At 74.4% G+C, this 25256-nt stretch carries 20 protein-coding genes; 16 read left to right on the top strand and 4 right to left on the bottom strand.

Translation table 11 applies throughout. The features are described 5' to 3' along the window. The first annotated feature begins 2 nt into the window (after positions 1 to 2). A complete protein-coding gene (locus ABZ249_RS00710; RefSeq protein ID WP_355255272.1) occupies positions 3 to 497 on the top strand; it encodes a hypothetical protein in 495 nt (164 codons plus the stop codon). Then, positions 494 to 4216, top strand: a complete 3723-nt coding sequence (locus ABZ249_RS00705; protein WP_355255269.1) for an AAA domain-containing protein — start codon at positions 494 to 496, stop codon at positions 4214 to 4216. Before ABZ249_RS00710 ends, ABZ249_RS00705 begins: the two co-directional genes overlap by 4 nt. A gap of 89 nt (positions 4217 to 4305) precedes the next feature. Here ABZ249_RS00705 and ABZ249_RS00700 read toward each other — a convergent pair whose 3' ends face one another. Beyond that, entirely contained in the window at positions 4306 to 4575 is a 270-nt protein-coding gene (locus ABZ249_RS00700) for a hypothetical protein (protein WP_355255266.1), read from the bottom strand. A 195-nt stretch (positions 4576 to 4770) separates the two neighbouring features. On the opposite strand from ABZ249_RS00700, the gene ABZ249_RS00695 reads away from it, so the two are divergent. The 6 genes from ABZ249_RS00695 to idi all read left to right on the top strand — a co-directional run bounded on the left by ABZ249_RS00695 (position 4771) and on the right by idi (position 11803). Continuing rightward, positions 4771 to 5619: a hypothetical protein gene (locus ABZ249_RS00695; protein WP_355255263.1), complete on the top strand. Its 849-nt coding sequence runs from the start codon at positions 4771 to 4773 to the stop codon at positions 5617 to 5619. Between the two features lie 207 nt (positions 5620 to 5826). Continuing rightward, the gene (locus ABZ249_RS00690) at positions 5827 to 6609 is read left to right on the top strand and encodes a hypothetical protein (RefSeq protein ID WP_355255260.1); all 783 of its coding nucleotides are present in this window, start codon (positions 5827 to 5829) and stop codon (positions 6607 to 6609) included. 714 nt (positions 6610 to 7323) lie between these two features. Continuing rightward, a complete protein-coding gene (locus ABZ249_RS00685; protein WP_355255257.1) occupies positions 7324 to 8724 on the top strand; it encodes a family 2B encapsulin nanocompartment shell protein in 1401 nt (466 codons plus the stop codon). 80 nt (positions 8725 to 8804) lie between these two features. Beyond that, positions 8805 to 10049 carry a family 2 encapsulin nanocompartment cargo protein terpene cyclase gene (locus ABZ249_RS00680; RefSeq protein WP_355255254.1) on the top strand — a complete coding sequence of 415 codons (1245 nt, stop codon included), beginning with the start codon at positions 8805 to 8807 and terminating at the stop codon, positions 10047 to 10049. A gap of 110 nt (positions 10050 to 10159) precedes the next feature. Continuing rightward, entirely contained in the window at positions 10160 to 11035 is an 876-nt protein-coding gene (locus ABZ249_RS00675; protein ID WP_355255251.1) for a geranyl diphosphate 2-C-methyltransferase, read from the top strand. Between the two features lie 159 nt (positions 11036 to 11194). Continuing rightward, positions 11195 to 11803, top strand: a complete 609-nt coding sequence (gene idi / locus ABZ249_RS00670) for an isopentenyl-diphosphate Delta-isomerase (protein WP_355255248.1) — start codon at positions 11195 to 11197, stop codon at positions 11801 to 11803. An 82-nt stretch (positions 11804 to 11885) separates the two neighbouring features. Here the strand turns inward: idi and ABZ249_RS00665 are convergent, their stop codons facing one another. Beyond that, entirely contained in the window at positions 11886 to 14159 is a 2274-nt protein-coding gene (locus ABZ249_RS00665) for an ATP-binding domain-containing protein (RefSeq protein ID WP_355255245.1), read from the bottom strand. Positions 14160 to 14506: 347 nt separating this feature from the next. Here ABZ249_RS00665 and ABZ249_RS00660 point away from each other — a divergent pair, with 347 nt between their 5' ends. The 7 genes from ABZ249_RS00660 (at position 14507) to ABZ249_RS00630 (ending at position 22703) form a co-directional block, all read left to right on the top strand. Beyond that, positions 14507 to 16717: an anthranilate synthase component I gene (locus ABZ249_RS00660; RefSeq protein WP_355255242.1), complete on the top strand. Its 2211-nt coding sequence runs from the start codon at positions 14507 to 14509 to the stop codon at positions 16715 to 16717. A gap of 225 nt (positions 16718 to 16942) precedes the next feature. Next, complete coding sequence (locus ABZ249_RS00655) at positions 16943 to 17083, top strand: GPGG-motif small membrane protein (protein ID WP_220562155.1); 141 nt, start codon at positions 16943 to 16945, stop codon at positions 17081 to 17083. A gap of 238 nt (positions 17084 to 17321) precedes the next feature. Beyond that, positions 17322 to 18119: an FAD-dependent thymidylate synthase gene (thyX, locus tag ABZ249_RS00650; RefSeq protein ID WP_220562154.1), complete on the top strand. Its 798-nt coding sequence runs from the start codon at positions 17322 to 17324 to the stop codon at positions 18117 to 18119. Positions 18120 to 18297: 178 nt separating this feature from the next. Continuing rightward, positions 18298 to 19479 carry an amidohydrolase gene (locus tag ABZ249_RS00645; protein ID WP_355255238.1) on the top strand — a complete coding sequence of 394 codons (1182 nt, stop codon included), beginning with the start codon at positions 18298 to 18300 and terminating at the stop codon, positions 19477 to 19479. 331 nt (positions 19480 to 19810) lie between these two features. Further along, a complete protein-coding gene (locus ABZ249_RS00640) occupies positions 19811 to 20995 on the top strand; it encodes a right-handed parallel beta-helix repeat-containing protein (RefSeq protein WP_355255235.1) in 1185 nt (394 codons plus the stop codon). 217 nt (positions 20996 to 21212) lie between these two features. Next, positions 21213 to 22073, top strand: coding sequence for a PRC and DUF2382 domain-containing protein (locus ABZ249_RS00635; RefSeq protein ID WP_355255232.1), 861 nt, complete (start codon positions 21213 to 21215; stop codon positions 22071 to 22073). Between the two features lie 120 nt (positions 22074 to 22193). Further along, positions 22194 to 22703: a DUF6309 family protein gene (locus ABZ249_RS00630; RefSeq protein WP_355255229.1), complete on the top strand. Its 510-nt coding sequence runs from the start codon at positions 22194 to 22196 to the stop codon at positions 22701 to 22703. 4 nt (positions 22704 to 22707) lie between these two features. Here ABZ249_RS00630 and aroQ read toward each other — a convergent pair whose 3' ends face one another. Continuing rightward, positions 22708 to 23271 carry a gamma subclass chorismate mutase AroQ gene (gene aroQ / locus ABZ249_RS00625; RefSeq protein ID WP_355255226.1) on the bottom strand — a complete coding sequence of 188 codons (564 nt, stop codon included), beginning with the start codon at positions 23269 to 23271 and terminating at the stop codon, positions 22708 to 22710. 189 nt (positions 23272 to 23460) lie between these two features. Between aroQ and ABZ249_RS00620 the strand changes: the two genes are divergently transcribed. After that, positions 23461 to 24837 (top strand): FAD-dependent oxidoreductase, encoded by a 1377-nt coding sequence (locus ABZ249_RS00620; protein ID WP_355255223.1) that lies wholly within the window; start codon positions 23461 to 23463, stop codon positions 24835 to 24837. A gap of 34 nt (positions 24838 to 24871) precedes the next feature. On the opposite strand, the gene ABZ249_RS00615 is transcribed toward ABZ249_RS00620, so the two are convergent. Then, the gene (locus ABZ249_RS00615; protein ID WP_355255220.1) at positions 24872 to 25168 is read right to left on the bottom strand and encodes an MTH1187 family thiamine-binding protein; all 297 of its coding nucleotides are present in this window, start codon (positions 25166 to 25168) and stop codon (positions 24872 to 24874) included. Positions 25169 to 25256 lie beyond the last annotated feature (88 nt).

Genomic DNA, 25256 nt, shown 5'->3' with positions numbered 1-25256 from the left:
GGGTGCCGCGGGACGAGTCGCTGGTCAGCATCGGTTTCCAAGAGGACGTCACAGAGGAGGAGGCCGACCGGTACACCCGCGACCTGGCGCTCCTTCTGGAATACCTCGACATCGACGAGGTCCGGCTTGCCGAGGAGGGGGACTCCTCCGCCGGAACGCGGTCCGCCGACCCGGCCGCCGTCGCGGGAGCGGTGGTGGTCGTCGGAGTCCTCTTCAAACCGGTCCTCACCTCTCTGGTCTCGCTCGCCGGGACCTGGATCGAACAGAGCGGGCAGAGGTCGGTCACCGTGGAGGTCGACGGGAACAGGGTGACGGTCCAGGGGCGGATGGACCCCGCCGAAGTCGAGGCCTGCGTGCGGGCACTGCGTGCCCGGGAGCCCCGGCCGGCAGGGGAGGCCGACAGGCCCGGGGGACCCCTGGAGCCTCTGGAGGCCCGGGAGGCCGGGGAACCCCTGGACGCAGGGGAGGGCACGGAGGCGGAGGACACCGGAGCGTGAAGCGCACCGCCATCCTCATCGGTGTCAACTGCTACGAGGAACTCGACGACCTGCGCTCGCCGCACGCCGACGTCCTCTCCCTGGAGCGGGTGCTCAGGGCCAACGGCCACTACGACCGGATCCAGACGCTCCTGGACCCCGTCCGGAACGAGGCCATGGAGGTCCTCGAGGCGGCCCTCGCCGAGGCCGGCCCCCGGGACCTCCTCCTGATCTCCTTCTCCGGACACGGGCTGAAGGACAAACGGGGCCGCCTGCACCTGGCGCTCCGGGACACCCGGCGCAAGCGGCTCGAGACCACGGCGATCTCGTCGGAGGTCCTCAAGCGGCTCCTGGAGGACTCCAGGATGCGCAGCAGGGTGCTCCTGCTGGACTGCTGCTACGGCGGCGCCTTCGCGGACGGTTTCGCCACGCGCGGTGCGGAGGAGGAAGACCCGCTCGACCTCGAACGCCAGCTCAGCGACGGTGCCGGAATCTACGTCATCGCCGCCTCCGGAGCCCTGGAGCGGGCGCGCGAGGGGGACAACAGCCAGGGCGTCCGCCCCTCCCCCTTCTCCAGCGCGGTCATCCGGGGGCTGGCGGGGGCGGCCCCCGACGCCGACGGCGACGGGTGGATCGACGCGGTCGACCTCTACCAGCACGTCCACCGGGAGGTGGACGAGGTGGACGGGCAGCGCGTCACGGTCTCCTCGCTCGGGGTGCGCGGATCACTGATCCTGGCCCGGCACACCGGCGCCGCCACGGCCACGGGTCTGCCCGGCCGCGCCGACGGCGCGGCGGCTCCGGACACGGAGGCGCGCGGAGCGGGGGCGGGAAGGGGGATGCGTGACGCCTCCTCCGGCCGCGGCACCCGGACGGAGCAGTCGGCCCCGGCCCCGGGCACATGGTCGTGGGCGCCCTACCTCGACTACCTGCGTGACGGGCTGCTGCGCCAGAGCCTCCTCCAGCAGCTGCCCGATGCCGGGAGCCAGGACATCGCGGTCTGCGACATGGGATCGGAGGCCCTCCTCAGCCGGGCCCTGGAACGGTGGGCCCCGACCGGCCGGGCCGGGGATCTCGCCGGGGAGGCGGCCAAGGAGTCGCGTCCCCTGCGCTACGGCTACCCCGCGGTGCTGTTCGACCCTGCGCGCCGGGGCCGGAGGGGCGGGCGGCCCAAGGCCGCCCCCCTCGTCGTCATGGACGTGGAGATGGTGGAGGAGCCCGGGGGGCGGTTCCTCGTTCCGGTCGGCGAGCCCGAGCTCAACCGGGAACTGCTGCTCTCCGCCGAGGCCGTGGCCGAGGAGGACATCGAGGAGCTGCTCGCCTGGTTCGAGGCGGACCGGCCCGGGGACGGCGTCGCCGCGCTGTCGGACAGGGCGCGCACCGTGTGCGGGCGCCTGGGCCTGGCCATGGTGGACCGACTGGCCGCCGGAGGGCTGCGGCGGACCCTGGACCTCCGCCCCGGGGCGCAGCGCGGGGCATACAACGCCGCCCTGCTCTACCGCGGGGATCCCGCCGCCACGGCGGTCAAACAGCTCGTCGGCGACCTCGACCACCGCGAAGGCGGGAACGGCATCAGGCCCGGCGCCATCCGCGGGACGGCCCTGGGGGCGCTGTCCGAGCCCGCGGAGGCCGCACGCGAACACGGTGTCCATGCCCCCGCCGTGGTGACCGGCCACGGGAACTCCGCGCAGGAGGCCATCCTGGCCTCGGCGATGAACCGCACCCTCACCGTGGCGACGGGCGCCCCCGGCACGGGCAAGAGCGAACTCATCACCTCCGTGGTCACCACCGCCGTCGCCGCGGGGCAGTCGGTCCTGGTCGCCTCCACCAACAACACGGCCGTCGACGAGGTGGCCGGCCGGGTGAACCGGATCGGCGACGGGACGGCCCTCATGGTGCGCACCGGCAACCGTGAGCGGAGGGCGGCCGAGCCCGAGGCCCTCACCGCACTGCTGGCCGCCTCCTGGCCGGAGGCCGACGCCGCCACCGCCGGTGCCCGGCTGGCCGTCCACGAGCGGGCCCTCGGACAGGCCCGGCAGGAGCTGGCCGAGGCCGAGCGGCGCGAACGGCGGTCGGCCCTGATCGCCGGCACGCGCCGGCGCCTGCTCGGCGGCCTGCCCCCTCCCGTCACCGCCGAGTCCTTCGGGGACTCGCCGGACCTGCACGGCTGGAGGCACCGCGTGGGGGCGGCGATGGAGGCCCGGTGGACCGGCTGGTGGCACCGGTGGCGGACCCGCCGCCTCCTGGGAATCGACGGTACGGAGACGGAGCTGGCCGCGGTCCTGTCCTTCCTGGAGGTCGAGCACGAGTGGCGGGCCCTGCGGGCCTCCTCCGCCGCGGCGCCGAGCCCGGAGGAGACGGCCGCCCGCATCCGCCGGATCAGGGCCGAGCGCCGCGAGGCCTCCGAGGAGTACCTGTTGGGCCGGACGGCGGAGGCGCTCCGCCGGGGGCGAGGCGTCATCGAGGGCCGTCTGCGCGACCTGGCGTCGAAGCAGAAGTCCTGGAAGGGCATGCGGCCCCTGGTGCGCACGGTGCGGGCGTGGGCCGTCACGTCCCGGTCGGTGCGCGGCGTCTTCCCCCCGGATCCGGGCCTGTTCGACCTCGTCGTGGTGGACGAGGCCACCCAGTGCACCGTGGCCGACCTCGTCCCCCTGCTCTACCGGGCGCGGCGCGCCCTCGTCATCGGGGATCCCCACCAGCTCCAGCCGGTCGATCCGCTCGACTCCGAGGACGACCGCCGCCTGCAGGCGGTGCACGGCCTCGACCGCGCCCTCTTGGAGGAGCGGTCGCTCGGCCTCACCGGTGCCTCGGCCTACCACGCCGCCGCGTCCGCGCTCGTCGAAGGGGGCGGGGAAGTGCTCTGGCTGGACGAGCACTACCGCTGCCACCCCGACATCATCGCCCCGGTGAACCGGCGGTTCTACGGAGGCCGCCTGTCGGTGCGCACTGACACCGCGTCCCTGGCCGCGCCCGTGGAGCCGGCCGTCCGATGGATCGACGTCCAGGGGAGCTGCGAGCGGCCCCGGGCCGGCTCGTGCCTCAACCGGAAGGAGGGGGAGGCGGTGCTCGAACTGCTGAGGGAACTCTGGCGGACCCTCCCCCCGGACGCGGGCATCGGTGTGGTGTCGCCCTTCGCCGCACAGGTCCGCTGGTTCGAGGAGAACCTGGGCGAGCAGGCGGCCGAGAGGATCCGGGTGGGTACGGCCCACCGTTTCCAGGGCGGGGAACGGGACGTGGTCGTGATCTCGCCGACGGCCGCCACGGGGGTGCACCGGAACGCCGGGCAGTGGGCCCTGAGCCGGCAGAACCTGTGGAACGTCGCGGCGACACGGGCCAGGTCGCGCTTGTACATCGTGGGCGACCGGCGCTACTGGGAGGAGAAGGGCGGCCTGCTCGCCGACCTCGCCTCCGCCGGAGGCCCGGCTGAGGAGACCGGGCTGGACGCGGCGGGCGTCCTGCTCTTCGAGGCGCTCCTGGCGCGGGGGCGGGACCCCCGGGTCGGGCACCGCGCCGGAGGGTACTCGTGCGACCTGGTGGTGCCCGGGCCGGACGGGGACACGGCCGTCGTACTCGACGGGGCGGCGCCGGACACCACGGGTTCGTCCATCCCGGGGCGGGCCCTGGAGCGAACGGTGGACCGCGTCGGGCTCTTCGCCGCCGTCTCGGGGATGCGGACGGTACGGGTGCCCGCCTGGCGGTGCCTGGCCGAACCCGAGGCCGTGGCGGCCGAACTGGTATGAGCCGGCGCTCCGGGCGGCCCTGCCGGCCTGCCGCCCCGGACCGGCGCCCGGCGGGGTCCGCGGGCGCCGCCCCGGGCGGGTGGGGGCGGTCAGGCGTGGCGGGAGCGGCCGGTCGCGGTGCGGTGGAGCAGGGCGGGGGAGCGTGTGCCCCGCCGGGCGGCGGACCGGCCGGTGCGGCCCGGTCCGGTGCCGGGGCGTCCGCGGCCCGCGGCGAACCGGGCGCACCAGCCCGAGCACGAGCAGCCGGGCCGGGCGCAGCGGCCGGTGACGGCGCGGCGCTTCGGGGCCGCCATCAGCACCGGGCCGCACGCCGCCGAGTCGAGCCTCAATACGGTGCCGTTGCGTTTCCGAGTGTTCACCGGGCGAACGTACCCCGCGTCCCGGAACGGGGGAAAGGGATTTTCCGGCCCTGACCGGGAGCCCCGGGGCGGGGCGCGGCCGCGGTCCCCCGGCGGTGGTGGGCATGGGGCGGGTGGGGCTGGGGAGTGTCGTGGGAGTGGGGTAAAACTGGGCGAAGTTCGTATATCCCCCGACAAGTGAAGACAGGATCCCCCGTGTCCCTGAAACCCCTGACCCGGAACCCGCGCGCGGCGCTGTGCGCGGTGGTGGTCGCGGCGACGGCCCTGACCGGATGCGCCCCCGCCGAGAACCTCCTCAACGACGTCGTCCGGGACGTGACCGGTGTCCCGATCACCCATGACCAGGTCGACCGCGACGACCCGTTCGGCGGCACCGAGGCCGAGGAGTACGGGGAGGAGTTCACCGTCCCCGAGGCGGCCGCGGTCGGCGAGTACCCCGCCGACCGGGTCCAGGAGGCCTACGACACCACCGGCGAGCTGCTGGAGGCGGTCTACCTGGACCGGGACTCCGTCTTCGGCGGCGACGACATGCGCTTCCGGTCCCTGCTGTCCGGGCAGGCGATGGACTGGTACGAGAAGTACCACGGGCACGAGGACCCCGCGCTCGACAGCCGCTCCCTGCTCTTCCACCTCACGCCCGGGACCGCCGAGCCCATCGGCGACGTGGTCAAGGTGGACGGCCGGATGTGGGCGGAGACCGCCGAGGACCAGTACGGGACGCCGTACCTGGCGGTGCACACCGAGTACACCGTCGTCCACCCCGTCGCCCGGCCGGGCGAGGAGGTGTCGGTGCGCCTGGTCACCTCGCACTACGGGGAGGTGTCCTTCTACGACGTCGGCGGCCGCTGGGAGGCCTGGCCGAACTGGTGGCGCTCGGCCGGCCCGGTGCACTGCGTGTGGGACGAGTACACCTTCACGCCCGCCTACTCCGACGAGGCGCCCGAGGGCGAGCGCCCCGAGGGCTGGATCGAGGACGACCCCTACGACCTGGAGTCCGCTCGCGACATGGACGAGGAGGAGTGCGGGGCCATCGGCGCCACCTGACGCCCCCGCCCCGCGACCCGCGGCCCGCCCGGCGGCCCCCGCCGGGCGGGCCGCCCGTGTTCGCGGGTGCATCGTGGGAGAACGGAACCGCCGACCTGTGCGTCACAGCGGGTGGACCGACGGGAAGGGCACCGCATGCGCGCACCGGATGACGAATTGTTCCCTGTCGGACTCCTCGGTGGTTGTTCGTACGTTCTGCTGCTCTTCATGATCTCCCTCGCCGTTCCCGTGGCGGCGGTGCTCTCGGTGATGATGAGACCTCCGGACAGCCCTTTCCCCTGGAGCATCTTCGTTCTCTGGGGCCTCGCGGCCCTCGGCGTGGTCTGTCTGCTCCACCTGGGGCACGTCCGCTTCGGTGAGCGGAACGGGGTGGCCCGCCCCCGGGCCAGGACGCTGATGCTCACCGCCGCCGTGGCCGTGTCCTATCTCCAGACGATTCTCACCGCGCACCTCACCGGCGGGTCCCCCGTGGGCTGGTCCTGGGCGGCTGCGTTCGCCGCGGCCGCGGGCGCGATCGTCGTCATGGCGGCCTTCGCTCTGGACGAGGGGCGCGCAGTCCGGTGGGCGGTCGTCGGCCTCGTCCTGGTGTGTACGGCACGGGCGGGCCTCGACCTCCACCTGCACCGGACCGAGTACCGCGTTCGGCCCGACACGGAGGTGGCAGGACCGCCCGGTCGCCCGTACGGCGTGCCCCTGTCGGACACCGGCCTGTGGACCGCGGCCGGTGCGGTCGGCCGCGGCGGGGAGATCTCCCCCGACCGCACCGGAACCGACGGGGCCCGGGCCGGTACCGCCACTCGGCAGGCCCATGGCGGCGAGTGCGGCGACGCCTCCGATGGCCGTCCGGTGCCGGTCCACTGCCGGACCGCCGCCGACCTCTGGGCGGAGTACGAGGCGGACGGCCCCGGATCCTGTCGCCCCGGGGCCCCACCGGAGGCCCGGACCTCCTGCGAGCGGGATGGTTCCCGTCCGCCTGCGCCGATGGCGTGATGTGGCCGGCGCAGTCGGCTCTGTCGCCTGACGGGGTCCTTCGCGCGGACGAGGAGGAGTGCGGGGCCATCGGCGCCACCTGACGCCCCCGCCCCGCGACCCGCGGCCCGCCCGGCGACCCCCGCCGGGCGGGCCGCCGTCCGTTGACGGGGGTACCACCCCGCACCGGGGGGCGGGGCCCCCCCCCGTTCCGCGCCCCCCGGCCCCCCGCGCCCCCCCCGCCCCCCCCCGCGGGGGGGGCCGCCGTCCGTTGACGGGGTTCCCACCCGTCACCGGGGGCCGGGCCGGAAACGGGGGAGCGGGGGTGACCGGGAACCCCTCGGGTGGGCGTCGCACCGTGGCCGGTAATGCGGCATTGGTGTTCCTTGAGGCTTTTGTGGGAGTGGCGGATCGCGGCTTTATGTCGCGATATTCCCATGTGCGTGAGACGTGGCTCACGGAAATGAAAGACGGGGTTTATTTTAAGGGTCTTCGTACTTTTAGGTTATCGGATCACCAGTGGTCGCGGTTCGCCGGGAAAATTCCCCGTTCGCTTGCGGGGCCGGTGGCGGCGCCTCTAGCGTGGGCAGCGCTTTCGCGGTCGGGGGACGCATTCGCATGCCGCTTCCGGACCGCGTCCGGCGACCGAATCGAACCTTTTCCCACCTTGTTCCGGGGTCCCTTTCAGCGGGTGCGGAACGGGGACCCTCACACGACACAGGAGAGAGACGGCCGATGTCGACCGAAGCCCCCGAGGTGCGTAGCGGTCAGCAGAAGAGCCTGAGCACCGCCGCCGCGCGGAATCTGGCCACCACCACCAAATCCGCCCCGCAGATGCAGGGCAAGAGCTCCCGCTGGGTGCTCAAGACCCTGCCCTGGGTGCAGACCGAGGGCGGCGTCTACCGGGTCAACCGCCGACTGACCTACACCGTGGGCGACGGCCGCATCGAGTTCCAGCAGACCGGTTCGCAGGTCCAGGTGATCCCCCGCGAACTCGGCGAGCTGGCGCTGCTGCGCGGCTTCGAGGACGAGGAGGTGCTCGCCGACCTCGCCGGCCGCTTCGAGCAGCAGGAGTTCGAGCCCGGCCAGGTCCTGGTCTCCGAGGGCGACCCGGTGGACCGCCTGTACCTCATCGTGCACGGCCGGATCAGCCGCATCGCCACCGGCCGCTACGGCAGCGCCGACCGCCTGGGCGTGCTCGCCGACGGCGAGCAGTTCGGCGAGTCCCACCTGGTGGCGGAGGACCCGGTGTGGGACTCCACCTACCGGGCCGACACCGCGGGCGTGCTGCTCTCGCTCACCCGCCGCGACTTCGCCGAGGCGGTGGACCGCTCCGAGGCGCTGAGCTTCCACGTGCAGATGTTCGGGGCCCTGCCGGAGCAGCGCCAGAACAAGTACGGCGAGGCCGAGATCGAGCTGGCCTCGGGCCACGACGGCGAGTTCGAGCTCCCGCAGACCTTCGTCGACTACGAGCTCAGGCCCCGCGAGTACGAGCTCAGCGTCGCCCAGACGGTCCTGCGCATCCACAGCCGGGTCGCCGACCTCTACAACAAGCCGATGAACCAGACCGAGCACCAGCTCCGCCTGACCATCGAGGCGCTGCGCGAGCGCCAGGAGTACGAGCTGGTCAACAACGAGGACTTCGGCCTGCTCCGCAACGCCGACTTCGGCCAGCGCATCCAGGCCCAGGACGGTCCGCCCACCCCGGACGACCTGGACGACCTCATCACCATGCGGCGCAACACCCAGTTCCTGTACGCGCACCCCAAGGCGATCGCGGCGTTCGCCAAGGAGTGCAACAAGCGCGGCCTGTCCCTGGACACCGCCGAGATCAACGGCAACCGGGTGCCCGCCTGGCGCGGTATCCCGCTGCTGCCCTGCGGCAAGATCCCCGTCACCGAGCACCGGACCTCCTCGATCATCGCGGTGCGCACCGGCGAGGACAACGAGGGCGTCATCGGCCTGCACCAGACCGGGCTGCCCGACGAGGTGGAGCCGGGGCTCAGCGCGCGGTTCATGGGGATCGACGACAAGGCCGTCATCTCCTACCTGGTCAGCACCTACTACTCGGCCGCGATCCTGGTGCCCGACGCCGTCGGGATCCTGGAGAACATCGAGGTCAGGCCGCGTGCCTGACGCATCGCCGACACGATCGGCGGCGGTGCCGGGCCCACCGGCACCGCCGCGGACGACACCGACGAAGGAGGGGTGACACGGTGTCCTCGCTGTCCAGGCTGTTCGCTGCTCCCGCCGCGCCCGAGATCGCGGCGCTGGTGGACGCGGTGCTGCGCGATCCCCGGCGCCCCGGCCCGGCCGAGCTGCCGGTGCGGGCCCCCGCCCCGGCGGGCCCGGGGGCCGGAGTCGGATCCCCGTCCCTGCCGGTCCACCCGCCGGGCCTGCGCCCGGCGGGGTCCTCCGGCGCGGTCGCCTCCGCTCCCGCGGTCCCCGCGTCCCCCGCCGACCCCGGGACCCGGGTGGCGGGCGGGGAGGCCGACCCCGTGCCGGTCCTGTACTGCCCGCCCGCCATGCGCGACGACCCGGCGCTGGGCGACGAGGTGGACGACCGGCTCGTGGAGTGGGCCGAGGAGGTCGGCGTCTACCCCGGCCAGCTCGACCGGGTGCGGGCCGCCGGGTTCGGGCGGCTCATCATGCTCGCCCACCCCGAGACCGACGACCCCGACCGCCTGCTGGCCGCCGCCAAGTGCGCCCTGGCCGAGTGGTCGGTGGACGACCACTACGTGGACGGGGAGGTCGAGGAGGCCCGGCACGACCTGCTCGGGCAGCGCCTGGCCATCGCCCACTCGGTGATCGACCAGGCCCACCTGCCGCGCCGCTACGCGCCCGTCCTGGAGCGGGTGGTACAGGCCGACCCGGTCGCGGTGGCGCTGCGCTCCAGCATCGACAACCTGGCCCGGTACGCCACCTGGCAGCAGGTGCGCAGGCTCCGGCACGAGCTGGCCATCATGTTCGTCGCCTACAACCAGGAGGGCGTCTGGTACACCAGCGGGCAGCGCCCGCCGGTGTGGGAGTTCCTCATGCACCGGCACGAGAACAGCTTCGTGCCCTGCATGGCCCTCATCGACCCGGTGGCCGGCTACGAGCTGCCCGCCGAGCAGTTCGGCCGCCCCGAGGTCCGGCGGGTGTTCACCCTGGCCGGATCCGCCAGCGTCATCGTCAACGACCTCTACTCCATGGGCAAGGAGGACGTCGACGACTTCAGCCTGCCCCGGCTCATCGAGACCGAGGACGGCTGCACGGCCCGCGAGGCGATGGTGCGCACCGTCGAGATCCACGACGAGCTCATGCACACCTTCGAGGCGGAGGCCGCCGCCCTGGCCGCCACCGGCCCGCCCGAGCTCGGCCGGTTCCTGTGGGGCCTGTGGGCCTGGATGGGCGGCAGCCGCGAATGGCACGCCAGCACCGCCCGCTACCACCGGCCCGCCGAGACCGCCCGGGCCTGACGGCCGGCACGGGCCCCCGAACGCAACGCACACCCTTCCGGCACGCGCGCTTTTCGCGTGCCCGCGGGGCGCCGCCCCGCGCCATCACGACGACAAGGAGTTCCCTCCCGATGACCGACACCATGCCCGCGCCTTCGGCCGCACCCTCGGAGAAGGTCCTGCGCACCGCCTACCAGGAGTCGGTGGCCGCCTACTGGAACGCCGAGCAGGACCCGGTCAACATCCGCCTCGGCGAGGTCGACGGCCTCTTCCACCACCACTACGGGGTGGGGGACTACGACCCCTCCGTCCTGGAGGGACCGGAGGAGACCCGGGACCGGCGCATCATCGAGGAGATGCACCGCCTGGAGACGGCCCAGGCCGACCTGCTGCTGGACCACCTGGGCCCGCTCGGCCCCCAGGACCGGATCATGGACACCGGGTCCGGGCGCGGCGGGACGAGCTTCATGGCCAACGCCCGGTTCGGCTGCAGCGTGGACGGGATCAGCATCTCCCAGAAGCAGGTGGACTTCGCCAACGCCCAGGCCCGCGAGCGCGGGGTGGACGACAAGGTGAACTTCCACTTCCGCAACATGCTCGACACCGGCTTCGAGACCGGCTCGCTCAGCGCCAGCTGGAACAACGAGTCCACCATGTACGTGGACCTGTTCGAGCTCTTCGCCGAGCACGCCCGCCTGCTCAGGCACGGCGGCCGCTACGTGACCATCACGGGCTGCTACAACGACGTGACCGGCGGCCGCTCCAAGGCGGTCAGCCGCATCGACGAGCACTACACCTGCAACATCCACCCGCGCAGCCACTACTTCAAGGCCATGGCGGCCAACGGGCTGGTCCCCATCTCCGTGGTGGACCTGACCGACGCCACCATCCCCTACTGGGAGCTGCGGCAGCGCTCCTCCGTCGCCACGGGCGTCGAGGAGCCCTTCCTGACGGCCTACCGTGAGCGCAGCTTCCACTACCTGCTCATCGCGGCCGACCGCATCTGAGGCCTCCGGGCCGCGGGGCCGCCGCCCCCGGCCCGGACGCCGTGCTTCCCGGAGCGGCCCGGTCCGCCCCGGGGAGACCGCGCCCCGGACCCCGGCGCACGCCGTGCCCGCCTCCGGCGGGCACGGTCCCCCGCATCCGCATCGAACCCGAGGACGGCGATGTCCCACTCCCTGAGCACGAGTACGAGCACCGCGGCGCCCGAGCGCCCCGCCCCGGCACCCGGGCAGGAACCGATCCTGCTGGAGCTGGTGGACGAGAACGGGGTCACCACCGGCATCGCGGAGAAGCTGTCGGCCCACCGCGCGCCGGGCGTCCTGCACCGGGCGTTCTCCGTCTTCCTCGTGGACGGGGAGGGCCGCCTGCTGCTGCAGCGGCGCGCCCGCGGCAAGTACCACTCGCCGGGGGTGCTCACCAACACCTGCTGCGGCCACCCCTACCCGCAGGAGCGGCCGCTGATCGCGGCGCTGCGCCGGGTGGGCGAGGAGCTGGGGGTGGCGCCCGCCCTGCTGCGCGAGGCGGGGACGGTGGCCTACCGCCACCCCGACCCGGCGTCGGGCCTGGTGGAGCACGAGTTCAACCACCTCTTCGTGGGGCGCCTGGACCTGCCGGCCGACCCCGACCCCGACGAGGTCGAGGAGGTCCTCGCGGTGGGCCCCGAGGAGCTGGAGCGCCTGCGCGCCGCGGAGCCGTTCTCGGCGTGGTTCACCACGGTCTGGGACGCGGCCCGCCCGCAGGTCCGCGACCTGGCGCCCGGGGCGGGCTGGTAGACCCGCCCGGCGGCGCCACGCTGCCGTGCCGCCACGGCGCCGCGGTGCCGTCGCACCGCGGCACCGCGGCCGCACAGCCGCGTCAGGGGGCGAGCCGGGAGAGCACGGGCGGCAGCGGGCCGGTGTGCGCGACGGCGAGGCGGCGGGTGGCGCGGGTCAGGGCGACGTACAGGTCGTTGGCGCCGCGCGGCGCCGCCAACAGGGCGTCGGGGTCCACGACCACCACGGCGTCGAACTCCAGCCCCTTGGACTCGGTGGCGGTCAGCGCCACCACGTCGTGCTCCAGGTCCCGGGCCCCGGCGGCCCCGGGCAGGGCGGCCCGCACCGCCCCGATGCGCGCGTCGGCCGTGATCACCGCGACCTTGCCCTCGCCGATCTCCGCGCGCTCGGCCGCCACCAGGCCGGCCAGGCCCGCGAGGTCGGCGGGCAGCGGTACGGCGCGCGGCGGGGCGCCGTCCTCGCGCACCGACTCCGGGGGCTCCTCGTCCGGTGCGGCGGCGCGCAGCACGTCGGCGGCCACGGCCATGATCGGCGCGGGCGTGCGGTAGTTCACCCGCAGCCGCTCCACGTGCACCTTGCCCGGGGCGTACGGCTCCAGGACACCGGTCCAGGAGGCGGCGCCCGCGGCGCTGCCGGTCTGGGCGAGGTCGCCCACGACGGTGAGGGACCGGGTGGGCACCCGGCGCATCACCGTGCGCCAGGCCATGGGCGACAGCTCCTGGGCCTCGTCGACGATGACGTGCCCGTAGGTCCACTCGCGGTCGCCGCCGGCGCGTTCGGCCGTGGTGAGGCCGGGGCCGCGGTCGCGGTGCCGCTCGGCCAGGTCGGCGGCGCTCATCATCCCGTCCTCGAACAGGCCGGTGAACTCCAGCACGCCCTGGGCGTAGCGCTCCTCCTCGGCGCGCTCGGCGGCGGCGCGGCGCTCCCGGGCCCGGCGGCCGGAGTCGTCGCGGCCCAGCAGCTCGGCGGCCTCGTCGAGCAGCGGCACGTCCTCGACGGTCCAGTCCGCGGCGCCCCCGTCCGCGGGCCGGTGCAGCAGGGCGGTTTCGGCGGGGGAGTACCCGGCCCGCCCGCCCACCCGGGCCAGCGCGTCGGCGTCGGCGAACAGCTCCCGCAGCAGCCGCCGCGGGGACAGGAGCGGCCACAGCGCGTCCAGGGCGTCGCGCACCGGGTCCTCGGCCCACAGGCGCTCGCCGACGTAGCGCACGTCCTCCTCCGGCAGCGCGCGCCCCAGCAGCGCGGCCTCGGCGCGGGCGAGCTCGGCCAGCAGCGCGTTGACGGCGTACTTGCGGGCGACGTTGTGCCCCAGGCGCAGGCCGCGCGCGGTGCGCACGATGCGCTCGCAGGCCTCCCCGGGCACGGTCAGCACCCCGGCGTCGGCCTCCACCAGGAGGTCGTCGGAGCCGAACGCCTCGCGCGGGGTGCGCTGGCGGTCCCGGACCGCGGCGCGGACCAGGGCGGTGACGCGGGTGTCGCCCTTGAGGGCGGCGACCCGGTAGGGGTCGTGCCGGGTCGCGGAGACCCCGGGGAAGAGTTCGCCGACCGTGCGCAGGACCGCGTCGGTCTCGCCCAGGGAGGGCAGGACGTCGCCGATGTAGCGCAGGAACGCCGGGTTGGGCCCCACCACCAGGACGCCGCGCCGCTCCAGAACGTCGCGGTGGGTGTAGAGCAGGTAGGCGGCGCGGTGCAGGGCGGCGACGGTCTTGCCGGTCCCGGGCCCGCCCTGGACCACGAGCACGCCGTCGAGCCGGGCCCGGATCACCCGGTCCTGCTCGGTCTGGATGGTGGCGACGATGTCGCCCATGCGCCCGGTGCGGCCGCCGCCCAGCGCGGCCAGCAGGGCGGCCTCGCCGACGAGTTGGCGGCGATCGGCGTCGCCGAGCCCGTCGAGGTCGAACACCTCGTCGTCCACCCCGGTCACCCGGCGGCGGCGCACCCGCAGGTGGCGGCGGCGGGTCACCCCGTTCGGGTCGCCGGGGGTGGCGGCGTAGAAGGGGCGGGCGGCCGGGGCCCGCCAGTCCACGAGGATGGTCTCGTAGTCGGCGTCGCGCAGGCCGATCCGCCCGATGTAGCGGGCCTCGGGGCCGTCGCCGTGCACGAGGTCGATCCGGCCGAAGCACAGGCCCTCCTCGACCGCTCCCAGGCGGGCGCGCTCCCGGGCGTGCTCGAAGGTGCGGGTCTCGCGCTCCACCAGGGCGGCGAACCCGCTGCGGTCCTGCAGCTGGGCGTCGGAGAGCCGCAGCTCGGTGCGGGCGCGCAGCTCGTCCAGCCGCTCGTACATCGCGGTGACCCGGGCCTGCTCGGCGGCCAGGGCCTCCCGTTCGGACGACCGTGCTTCGGGAGCGGATTGACTCACTGGTCTCCTCGTGGTAAGATCAGCGTTGATATCAAGACTGATGTCAGGTATTCATCGGGCAGAGCCCCTCACCGTAGCACGCCGCCCCCGGGCGTGCCACCCGCGCTCCGCCGCCCGCGACGCGTTCCGGCGGATTTCCCCGAAGGACTCCCCAGCGGTCCGCGCGCCCGCTACACTCTGCCCCATGCGAAACACCTCCGTTCAGGCCCAGTGGTGGCGCCGCTCCTAGGCGGCGCCCACGTTTCGCGTATCTCTCGCAGCGACCGCCCCGGACCGGCGGTCGTTCTCCTTTCGCGGCCCCGGCCGGTGCAGCCCACCCCGACCGACCAGCGCCCGAAGGACCGGCCGTGACACCCAGCGACGCACAGACCACCACGTACCGCACCCGGGGCGGCGTGACCGTCCACCGCCAGGCCACCCCCTGCGACCCCGAGGTCCTCACCGACCTCGTCCGCGACGTCGAGACCCGCCGCGGCGGCGTGCTGTCCTCCGGCATGGAGTACCCGGGCCGGTACGACCGCTGGCACCTGGGGTACGTGGACCCCTGCCTGGAGCTGACCGCCCGCGGGCGCCGGGTCACCGCCACCGCCCTCAACGACCGCGGCCGCGTGCTGCTCCCCGTCGTCGCCGACGCCCTGGAGCCCACCGGCGTCGACTTCGAGAGCGGTCCCGCGCACGCCGCGGTCACCGTCCCCGAGCCCGACCCGGGCGTGTTCTTCACCGAGGAGGAGCGCAGCCGCCGCCCCAGCGTCTTCACCGCGCTGCGCGCCGTCATCGACGCCCTGAGCGCTCCGGAGGACCCCAACCTGGGCCTGTACGGCGCCTTCGGCTACGACCTGGCCTTCCAATTCGAGCCCATCGAGCGGTACATCGACCGCGACCCCGCCGACCGCGACCTCGTCCTGCACCTGCCCGACGCGATCGTCGTGCGCGACCGCAAGCGCGAGACGTGCGTCCGCTACACCTACGACTTCGCCGTCCCGGCCGCCGGCGGCCGGGACGCGGCCGACACCCGGGGCCTGCCCCGCGAGACCGAGCCGACCCCGCCGGTGGTCGCCACCGAGGTGCCCGACGGGCCCGAGCCCGGCTCCTACGCCGCCGTGGTGGCCCGCGCCAAGGAGAAGTTCCGCCGCGGCGACCTCTTCGAGGTCGTCCCCGGGCACCGCACCTACGCCCGCTGCTCCTCGCCCGCCCGCTTCTACGAGCAGCTGCGCGAGCGCAACCCCGCGCCGTACGAGTTCTTCTTCAACCTGGGCGAGGGCGAGTACCTGGTCGGCGCCTCCCCGGAGATGTTCGTGCGGGTCAGCGGCGAGCCGGGCCGGGGGCAGCGGGTGGAGACCTGCCCCATCTCCGGCACCATCCGCCGCGGCGAGGACGCCCTGGGCGACGCCGAGAACATCCAGGAGCTGCTCTCCTCCGTCAAGGAGAAGTCCGAGCTCACCATGTGCACCGACGTCGACCGCAACGACAAGTCGCGGGTGTGCGAGCCGGGCAGCGTCCGGGTCATCGGCCGCCGCCAGATCGAGATGTACTCGCGGCTCATCCACACCGTCGACCACATCGAGGGGACGCTGCGCCGGGAGTTCGACGCGCTGGACGCGTTCCTCACCCACATGTGGGCGGTCACGGTGACCGGGGCGCCCAAGACCTGGGCGATGCGGTTCATCGAGCAGAACGAGACCAGCCCGCGCCGCTGGTACGGCGGCGCCGTCGGGGTGATCAACTTCGACGGGTCGATGAACACCGGGCTGACCCTGCGCACCGCGCACATCCGCGACGGGGTCGCGGCCGTGCGGGTGGGGGCCACCCTGCTCTACGACTCCGACCCCGAGGCGGAGGAGCGCGAGACCTTCCTCAAGGCGCGCGCCCTGCTGGAGACCCTGGCGCTGAGCGAGGAGGCCCCGGACGCCGCCGGGGAGCCCGCGGGGCGGGAGGCGGACGCGCCGGCCGAGCGCCCGGGCGAGGGCCTGAAGGTGCTGCTGGTCGACCACGAGGACTCGTTCGTCAACACCCTGGCCGACTACGTGCGCCGCCACGGGGCCGAGGTCACCACGGTCCGCTACGGGTTCGAGCCGGAGCTGCTGGACCGGCTGGCGCCGGACCTGGTGGTGCTCTCGCCCGGGCCGGGGCTGCCCGAGGACTTCGGGATGGCGGCCCTGCTCGACGCGCTGGAGGCCCGCCGCCTGCCGGTGTTCGGGGTGTGCCTGGGCCTGCAGGGCATGGTGGAGCACGCGGGCGGGGAGCTGCGCACCCTGGACGCGCCGGTGCACGGCAAGCCGGGACGGGTCCGCGCCCTGGGCGGGGACCTGGTGGCCGGGCTGGGCGAGGACGGGGTGTTCCAGGCGGCCCGGTACCACTCCACCTGCGCGCTGCCCGACCAGGTCAAGAACTACGAGGTCACCGCGGTCATCGACGCCGAGGGGGAGGAGCCGGTGGTGATGGCGATCGAGGACCGGGAGAACCGCCGCTACGCGGTGCAGTTCCACCCGGAGTCGATCCTCACCGCCTCGGTCGGCGAGGAGATCGTGGCCCGGGCGCTGCGCCTGGCCCGCCGCTGACCCGCGGGTGCGCGGCCGGGACCCCTGCGCGGGTCCCGGCCGCACACCGCCCGCACGGGCGGTGCGCCGGGGGCCCGGAGCCGGGGTCCGCGGGCGGATCGCGACCGTGTCGCGGCCCACACGGAGCGCCGCCCACCAGGCCGGATCCGGTGCGGCACAGGGCCTGTGCGCTCTCTTCGCGGTGACGGTGAGTTTGATCGATTCGTTATCGGTTAGTGGTTGTGCATGGGTATTTTGCTGACAATCCTCGGAATCATCCTTCTCGTCGCCGGCGTCCTCGGGGTGCTGCGGGGCCAGCTCCTGTGGGGCATCATCGCCATCGTGCTCGGCCTCATCCTGACCCCCGGCTACTTCTTCGGCCTCTAGTGCCCGGCGTCCCGCACTCCCGGCGGGGCCGGGAGGCCGCTCCCTCGCGGCCCGCGGACGGTCCGCGGACGGCCCCGGCCCGCCGGGCGTGCGGCCAGCGCCGCCGCGCCGCCGGACGTGTACCCTCGTGGAAGGCTGATCAGCCCCGACCCCGTCACACGCCCCCGTGTTCCCGAACCCCAGGCCACGGCGCTCACGCGTGCCCGCGGGCCGGGGCCATGACACGGGAGGCAGTGCAGTGAAGAGGGTCGAACCACAGGTCCGACTGATCTCGCGTCCGCAACTGGACTACGACGCGATCGCCGACTACCTCAAGGAGGTCGGCGGGGAGTCCTGGCTGGAGCGCTTCGACCGAGGGGACCTGGACGACCACCTCAACGACCCGCAGAACCTCGCCGAGTTCGCCGGGCGGCTGTGCTACCGCTCCTGGGAGCCGGGCCTGAACCCCAACGTCACGCGGGTGCGCACCGACCAGGACGCCTACCTGGGCAACATCCTGGCCAGCCTGCACGGTTCGGTGCTGGAGCACGTGAACTTCGGGTTCGTGCTGCACAACGTGTCGCGCGTCCTGACCCACGAGCTCATCCGGCACCGCCCGGGCGTGGCGATCTCCCAGGAGTCGCTGCGGTTCGTGCGCCTCACGGACCTGCCGTTCTGGTTCCCCGACTGGGCCCAGGACGACCCGGAGCTGATGGAGCGCGCCGAGGCGATGCTGGCGCAGATGGAGGAGTTCCAGCTCTGGATGGCGGACCACTTCGGCCTCGACGACGAGGGCGTGAAGTTCGCGGAGAAGAAGCACAAGACCTCCTTCATGCGCCGGTTCGCCCCCGAGGGCGTGGCCACCGGGCTGGTGTGGACCGCCAACGTGCGCACCCTGCGCCACACCCTGGAGGCCCGCACCGCGCCCGGCGCCGAAGAGGAGATCCGCCTCCTCTTCCACCGGATCGGGGAGACCCTCCAGAAGGAGGCCCCGGCGCTGTTCGGCGACTACACCGTGGAGGACGGCGCCTGGGTGCCGCAGTGGCGCAAGGTCTGACCTCTGCCCAGAACCACCGCGAAGGCGCGGGGCCGTGCGACGGCCCCGCGCCTTCGCCGTTCGCCCCAGGAGATAGTGGTATACCGTTAACCGTCGGGCTGAGCCGACGGCCGATCTCTCGCGCGGCAACGGCGCCCGCCACCCGGGCCCGCCGCGCCGGACCCGGGAAGGACCCCACGTGACCGCACACCCCAGCACCACGATCTTCCGCGACCTGCGCCCCCTGGGCGGCGACCCCGTCGACCTCGTCGTGGTCGACGGCCGGGTGGCGGCCGGCCCCGCCGACGGGGCGGAGGTGGTCGACTGCGGCGGCCGCGTCGCCCTGCCCACGCTGGTCGACGCGCACATCCACCCGGACAAGACCACCTGGGGCGAGCCCTGGTACTCGCGCCGGCCGGCGCGCGGCATCGCCGAACTCGGGGAGCAGGACGCCGAGGTGTTCGCCACCCTGCCCACCCCCGTCGGTGTGCGCGCCGAGCGCCTCATGGGCCACGCCGTCACCCGGGGCACCCGGGCGATGCGCGCCCACGCCGACATCGCCCCCGCCTACGGGCTGGCCGGGGTCGAGGGCGTCCGGGAGGCCGCGCGGAACCTGGCCCACGCGCTGGACGTCCAGGTCGTCGCGTTCCCCCAGCACGGGGTGCGGCGGGCGCCCGGCACCGCCGAGCTGATGGAGGAGGCGCTGCGCACCGGGGCCGCCGACCTCATCGGCGGCATCGACCCCACCGAGTTCGACGAGGACCCCACCGGGCAGCTCGACCTGGTCTTCGGCCTGGCCGACCGGTACGGCGTCGGCGTGGACATCCACCTGCACGAGGGCGGGGAGACCGGGGCGCGCACCCTGTACGCCATCGCCGAACGCACCCGGGCGCTGGGCCTGGGCGGGAAGGTGACGGTCGGCCACGCCTTCGCCGTGCCCCAGGCCGGGGACGGGTTCGACGCGCTGGCCGCCGCCCTGGGCGAGGCGGGGGTCGCCCTGACCACGGTCGCCTCCGACCCCTACCGGGTGCTGCCGGTGGAACGGCTGCGCGGGCACGGCGTGCTCGTGGGACTGGGCTCCGACGGGGTCCGCGACGCCTGGAGCCCGTTCGGCGACGCCGACATGCTGCACCGCGCCCACCAGCTGGCCAAGGTCTCCCGGGCCCGCACCGACGAGCAGCTCGACGCGGCCCTGGACACCGCGGCGCACGGCGGCGCGGCCGTGGTGGGCCTGCCCGCGGCGGACTTCACCCCCGGCGCCCCCGCGGACTTCGTCCTGGTGGAGGGCGAGTGCACGCCCCAGGTCGTGGTGGACCTGCCGCCGCGGAACCTGGTGGTGCGCGCGGGCCGCGTGGTGGCCAGGGACGGCGTCCTCGTCTGACCCGGGCGGGCGCGCGGGCCCGGCCGCCGTGTCCGGCCGGGCTTCACCGGGCGCGCGTCCGGGGCCGCCACCGGCGGCGGAGACCCGGCCGCCGCGTCCGGCCCGCCCCCGGGGCACGGCTGCACGCGGGCGTACGCCCGGGTCCTCCGCGGGCGCGGAAGGTCCGGGCGCCCCGCCGGGGCCCGAGTGGTAGCGGAGAGTGCCGGATCGGCTCTGAGGGGTATCGGGAATGCGCTTTCCATGTTAGGTTCCCGAGTCCGGGAGCGCTCCTGTCACCACCCGCCCCCGGCCCGCGGGAACGCGCGGCCGCGTGAAGGAGGAAGACACCCCCATGAGATCCCCGACCCCCCGGACCCGGCGCCGCGCCCTGCTCGGTGCCGCCGTCGCCGCGGCTCTGGCCGCCGGCACCGCGACCCTCACCCCTCCCGACCCCGCACCGGCCGCCCTCGCCGCCGCGGAGTCCTCCTCCGCCTGCGGTGACGGCGCCGCCGACACCGAGGTCACCCGGAGCGGCTCCACCTACACCGCCCGCGCCGGCGGCACCACCCTCTACCAGGGCGGCGACATGCTCGCGGCCATGCGCGCCGCGGTCGGCGGGCTGGACCCGGACCGCACCTCCCGCGAGCGCGTGGTGGTGCGGACCTCCGGCTCCATGCCGGCCGACGCCTCCCTCGACCTGCCCAGCCACACCTCCCTGGAGGTCTGCGGCACCATCGACGTCACCGGCACGCCCACCGCGAACAACGCGGCGATCCGGATCCGCCACGCCCGGGACGTCGCCGTCCCCCACCTGTCCCTCACCGGCCGCCCCTACTTCGGTGTGTGGGTGCGGACCTCGACCGACGTCCACTTCGGGCAGGTCGACCTGCGGCTGTCGGGCGGTCTGGGCATGCGGATCGACAGCCGCGACGACGACACCGTCCGCGGGGCCCGCGACATCCGCATCGACGACGTGTACGTCTCCGGCACCGACAACCACGGTGTGGAGACCTACGGCGTCGACGGACTGACCATCGGCACGGTCACAGCCCGCGACACCGGCTACTCGGGCCTGCTGCTGAACGACACCGCCAACGCCTCGATCGGCCTGGTCGACGCGGTGGACGCCGGGACGGGGACCGGGTACGCCGCCTTCCGCACGGCCAACCGCAACGGCCGGATCGGCGACGGGTACCCCGTCAACATCCGGGTCGGCGAGGTCCGCGCCCGCGGCGGCGGCCGGGGGATCTTCTGCGTCTCCGAGAGCGGCGGCCTGGTCGTCGAACGGGTGGACGTCTCCGGGACAGGGGGCAACGCCGTCCTGGTGGAGAACTGCCACAACGTCACCCTCGCCGGGGGGACGATCGCCGGGCCGGGGGACATCCGGATCGCGGCCCGGTCCGAGTTCGCCAACACCTCGGGGGTGACCCTGAGCGGCCTGCGCCTGGTCGACACCGTCCTCAACGAGAACCCTTGCGCGGTCGGCACGGTCGTCCGCGACATCACCTGGGTGAACAGCCGCGACAACAGCTGCTGACCCCCTCCGGGGCGGGCCGACGCACACGGTCCGCCCCGGGGCGGACCGTGTGCATGGTCTCCGCCAACGCGGGGTCGGCGGCCCGTCAACCCGTCCCAAGCCCTGACCATCTCTTCCCTGATCTGGGAAAAATGCCGTTTCCCCCGCTCACAGGGGGTAGGGCGGCGGGGTGTGGGGTGGGTCGACGGGCCCGCCCGCCGACCGAAGGGGGAGGACCATGGCAGGCCACCGTGCGGAGAGGTTCGTGGGGCACCACGTGTTGGACGACGAGGGCAACGACATCGGGAAGATCGCCCGGGTGTACCTGGACGACCGCACCGGTGACGCGACCTGGGCCTCCGTCCACACCGGGCTGTTCGGCATGCGGGAGACGCTGGTCCCCCTCCAGGGGGCGCGGCCGATCCAGGAGGACATCCAGGTCCCCTACGACAAGTCCACCGTCAAGGGCGCTCCGAACATCGACGCCAAGGAGCACATCTCGCCGGAGGAGGAGCAGACGGTCCGCCGGTACTACGAGGAGCACGCGCCGTCGTCCTCGGGCCGGACCACCGAGGGGTGGGGCGCCGAGGGCCGGACCACCGACACGGCGGGGCGGACCGACACGGCCCCCGAGGGGTGGGCCGAGCCGACCGGGGCGCCGCCCCGCGCGGCCGGACCCGGCCCCGTCGGCACCGGTGAGCACGAGGCGGCCGCCGGAGCCGACGAGGAGGTCGTCATCCGCTCCGAGGAGGAGGTCGACATCGGTGTGGAGCGGCGCGAGTCCGGCCAGGCCAGGATGCGCCGCCACGTCGACACCGAGCGGTTCGACGAGGCCGTCCCGGTCTCCCACGAGGAGCTGGAGGTCGAGCGCCGCCCGATCACCGACCCCGCCGACGTCACGGACGCGCACTCCATGGAGGAGGGGGAGGAGACCTTCACCCTCTACGAGGAGCGCCCGGTCGTCTCCAAGCGGCAGGTGCCGGTGGAGGAGATCCACGTGCGCAAGCGCGAGGTGACCCACGAGGAGCACGTCGAGGGCGAGCGCCGCGCCGAGCGGATCGAGTTCGAGGACGAGGACGGAAACCCCGACGGGCGCTGACGCGGTCGGCCGGGGCGCGGACGCTCCGGCGGACCGCGGTGGTGGCTCCGGCACCCCTCCCGGGGAGCCGGGGCCACCTCTAGAGTGGGACGACGCCCCGACGAGAACGAGGACCGTCCCATGCGCACCTTCGAAGCCCTCACCACCGACGACGTGGTGCGGCGGTTCCTGGCCGCCTACCCCGGGACCGACGCCGTCTCGCGGTCGGGCAACGAGTACGTGGAGGGCGTCCTGCGGCTGGCGGGGGAGCAGCGCGGCGGCCGGTGGTACCGGGCCGTCCTGACCGGCGACGACATCGCCGGGGTCCTGCTGCCCTGGCACGCCGGCGAGTACGGGGAGCGCGAGCCGGTGCCCCCCGCCGGGGCCACCGTCGCCGAGGCGGCGGCCACCCTGCGGGAGTGGCGCGAGGACTACCACCGCACCAACCCGGACTGCTGGGGCCGGCTGTCCTGGATGGCCGCGGCCCCGCACGGCCCGCTGTTCCTGAGCGACGGCGCGGTCGACCACCCCTACTACGAGCGGATGGAGCGCCGGGAGGGGCTCACCCACCTGGACGGCCTGCACCGCATGCTGGCCTGGACCCTGTGGGAGCGGCTGCCGGACGAGGTGGAGGCCTACGTGGCCGGGTAGCCGGTCAGGCGCAGACCGACGAGAGGGACACGGCCAGGGCGTTGCGGCCCGGGCGGTCCATGCCGCGCTCGTCGGCGACGCGGCGGGCGGTGCGGGCCAGTTCGGCCTCGCAGCCGGGGGCCGCCAGGCCGGCGCCGGCGTCGGTGAGCGCGCCCACCAGGGCCGGGGTGATCCGGTCCAGGTCGGCGCGGGCGTCGGCCAGGTCCGGCGGTCGCAGCGGACTCCGGTCGGGATGGGCGTACCAGTCGGCGTGCCTGCCCCGCTGGATCACCTTGTTGGCCTCGATCTGGTCGCGCATGACCGCCAGCGCGACCTCCGGGTCGCCGCCCAGGGCGCGGGCCGACCGCTCCGCCTCGGCCAGCACCGTCGCCTCCCGCTCGGGCGCCTCGACCGGGTCGCCGCTGTGCCATTTGGCGGCCGCCACCAGTTCGGCGGTGGCCAGCCGGTCGGCCGACAGTTCCACCACCGGGGCCAGGAGGGCGGTCACCGGGGGCGCGACCGTGGCGGAGGCGGCGGTGGCACAGCCCAGGACGAGTGCCGAAGTGACGGTGGCGGCGATGAGACGCACGGTGGACCCCTCGGAAGACGGGAGGTGGACATCCGGAGTGTAACCACATGACCGCGGATTGTTAGGGAAAGCGGTCGATCCGGTTCCGCTTCCCCGGCTCGCGGTCGCCGTGCCCACCGGGGTGTCATCCCGGCGATCGCCACGAAGGGCACATAAAGTCGCACTGTCGGTCACCGGGAGGGGAGTGCCATGCAGGAGGACGTCGGCGCGGAGATCACCGAGGAACCCGTCGAGGGCGACACCGCCCCCGAACCGCGGGGCCGCGAGGCGGCGCCCGGGCGCGGACACACCCTCGTCATCGGGGCGGGCATGGCCGGACTGTCGGCCGCCGACCGCCTGGCGGAGGCCGGCGAGCGCGTCACCGTCCTGGAGGGCCGGGCCCGCACCGGCGGGCGCATCCACACGTTCCGCGAATGGGACGGCACCACCCTGGACGCCGGGGCCTCCTGGATGCGCGGCGAGGAGAACAACCCCCTGGCCGACCTGGTCCGCTCCCTGGGGCTGCGCACCGCCGTGTTCAACCGTTCCACCGAGACCGCCTACGACCCCAAGGGCCGCCGGCTGCTCTTCGACCGGCACCGCCGCAACATGGAGGACGTCAACCTCCTGCACGAGCACATGTACTGGGCCAACATCGGCGCGGGCTCCCAGGAGTCCATGGAGCAGGGCATCGACCAGGCCCTCTACGACGCGAACCTGGTGCGCGCCCGCGCCCGCGACGCCAAGGAGATCGTGCACCGCATGGTCGAGGGCGACCACGGCGCCGACGCCGAGGAGGTCTCCTTCGAGGCGGTGGGCGCCCTGCACGAGTTCAGCGGCGACGACGTGGTGTTCCCCGACGGTATGGGACAGATCACCGACCACCTGGCGCGCGGCCTGGACGTGCGCCTGGAGCACGTGGTCCTGGAGGTGTCCCACGGCGAGGACGGGGTGTCGGTGCGGGTGGACACCCCCGGCGGGGAGGAGACCCTCACCGCCGACCGGGCCGTGGTCACCCTGCCCCTGGGCGTGCTCAAGGCGGGCCAGGTGGACTTCCGCCCGGAGCTGCCCGAGGACAAGAGGCTGGCGATCGAGCGGCTGGGCAACGGCCGCCTGGAGAAGCTGTTCCTGCGCTTCGACGAGGTGTTCTGGGGCGACGCCGAGGTGCTCGTGCACCTGGGCACCGAGCACGGCGCCTGGTTCCACTGGTACGCGGGCCAGCGGGTGCTGGGGGTGCCGGTGCTGGTGTCCCGCAACGGCGGCGCCCCGGCGCGGTTCCTGGCGAAGATGTCCGAGGGGGAGGTGGTGGAGCACGCGATGGCGTCGCTGCGCACCATGTTCCGCAAGGCGCCCGACCCGGTGGACCACCACCTCAGCGCCTGGACGGACGACCCCTTCGCGCGGGGCGCGTTCTCCTACACCGCCGTCGGCTCCGGCGACGGGGACCGGGTGGCGCTGCGCGCCTCGGTGGACGACCGGCTGTTCTTCGCCGGGGAGGCCACCGAGATCGAGCACATCGCCACGGTGCACGGCGCGCTGCTGTCGGGGCTGCGCGCCGCGGACATGGTCCTGGAGGCCCAGGGCTGAGGCGCGGGCCCGCCGGGGCGGGCCCGCGGCCGGGTCAGAGGTCGCGCAGCTCCTGTTCGACCGCTTCGACCTTGCCCTCCAGCGCCCCGGTGACGCCAGGGCGGATGTCGGCCTTGAGCACCAGGGACACCCGGCCGGCGCCCTCGCCCGCGGCCTCGGTGGCGGCCTTGACCACGGCCATCACCTCGTCCCACTCCCCTTCGACCGTGGTGAACATGGCGTCGGTGCGGTTCGGCAGGCCGCTGTCGCGCACGACCTTGACGGCCCTGGCCACCGCCGGGGCGACGGATTCGCCGGTGCCCATGGGGCTGACGGAGAAGGCGACGAGCATGGGGTCCTCCCGGTTTCGCTGTGGTTCTGCTCCGGCCAGCCTCGCAGACGGCCCCGCGCCCCGGCCACACCCGGCGTGCGGGCGCGTC

Origin of the sequence: Nocardiopsis sp. NPDC006139 (assembly GCF_040614155.1) — a bacterium.
Classification (GTDB): Bacteria; Actinomycetota; Actinomycetes; order Streptosporangiales; family Streptosporangiaceae; genus Nocardiopsis; species Nocardiopsis changdeensis.
This window is presented reverse-complemented; position numbering and strand designations above follow the sequence as displayed.

Coding starts and splice junctions, on each gene's coding strand:
- ABZ249_RS00690 (WP_355255260.1), top strand. CDS start 5,827: ATGATCTCCCTCGCCGTTCCCGTGGCGGCGGTGCTCTCGGTGATGATG.
- ABZ249_RS00685 (WP_355255257.1), top strand. CDS start 7,324: ATGTCGACCGAAGCCCCCGAGGTGCGTAGCGGTCAGCAGAAGAGCCTG.
- ABZ249_RS00675 (WP_355255251.1), top strand. CDS start 10,160: ATGACCGACACCATGCCCGCGCCTTCGGCCGCACCCTCGGAGAAGGTC.
- idi (WP_355255248.1), top strand. CDS start 11,195: ATGTCCCACTCCCTGAGCACGAGTACGAGCACCGCGGCGCCCGAGCGC.
- ABZ249_RS00655 (WP_220562155.1), top strand. CDS start 16,943: ATGGGTATTTTGCTGACAATCCTCGGAATCATCCTTCTCGTCGCCGGC.
- ABZ249_RS00640 (WP_355255235.1), top strand. CDS start 19,811: ATGAGATCCCCGACCCCCCGGACCCGGCGCCGCGCCCTGCTCGGTGCC.
- ABZ249_RS00635 (WP_355255232.1), top strand. CDS start 21,213: ATGGCAGGCCACCGTGCGGAGAGGTTCGTGGGGCACCACGTGTTGGAC.
- ABZ249_RS00630 (WP_355255229.1), top strand. CDS start 22,194: ATGCGCACCTTCGAAGCCCTCACCACCGACGACGTGGTGCGGCGGTTC.
- ABZ249_RS00620 (WP_355255223.1), top strand. CDS start 23,461: ATGCAGGAGGACGTCGGCGCGGAGATCACCGAGGAACCCGTCGAGGGC.
- ABZ249_RS00615 (WP_355255220.1), bottom strand. CDS start 25,168: ATGCTCGTCGCCTTCTCCGTCAGCCCCATGGGCACCGGCGAATCCGTC.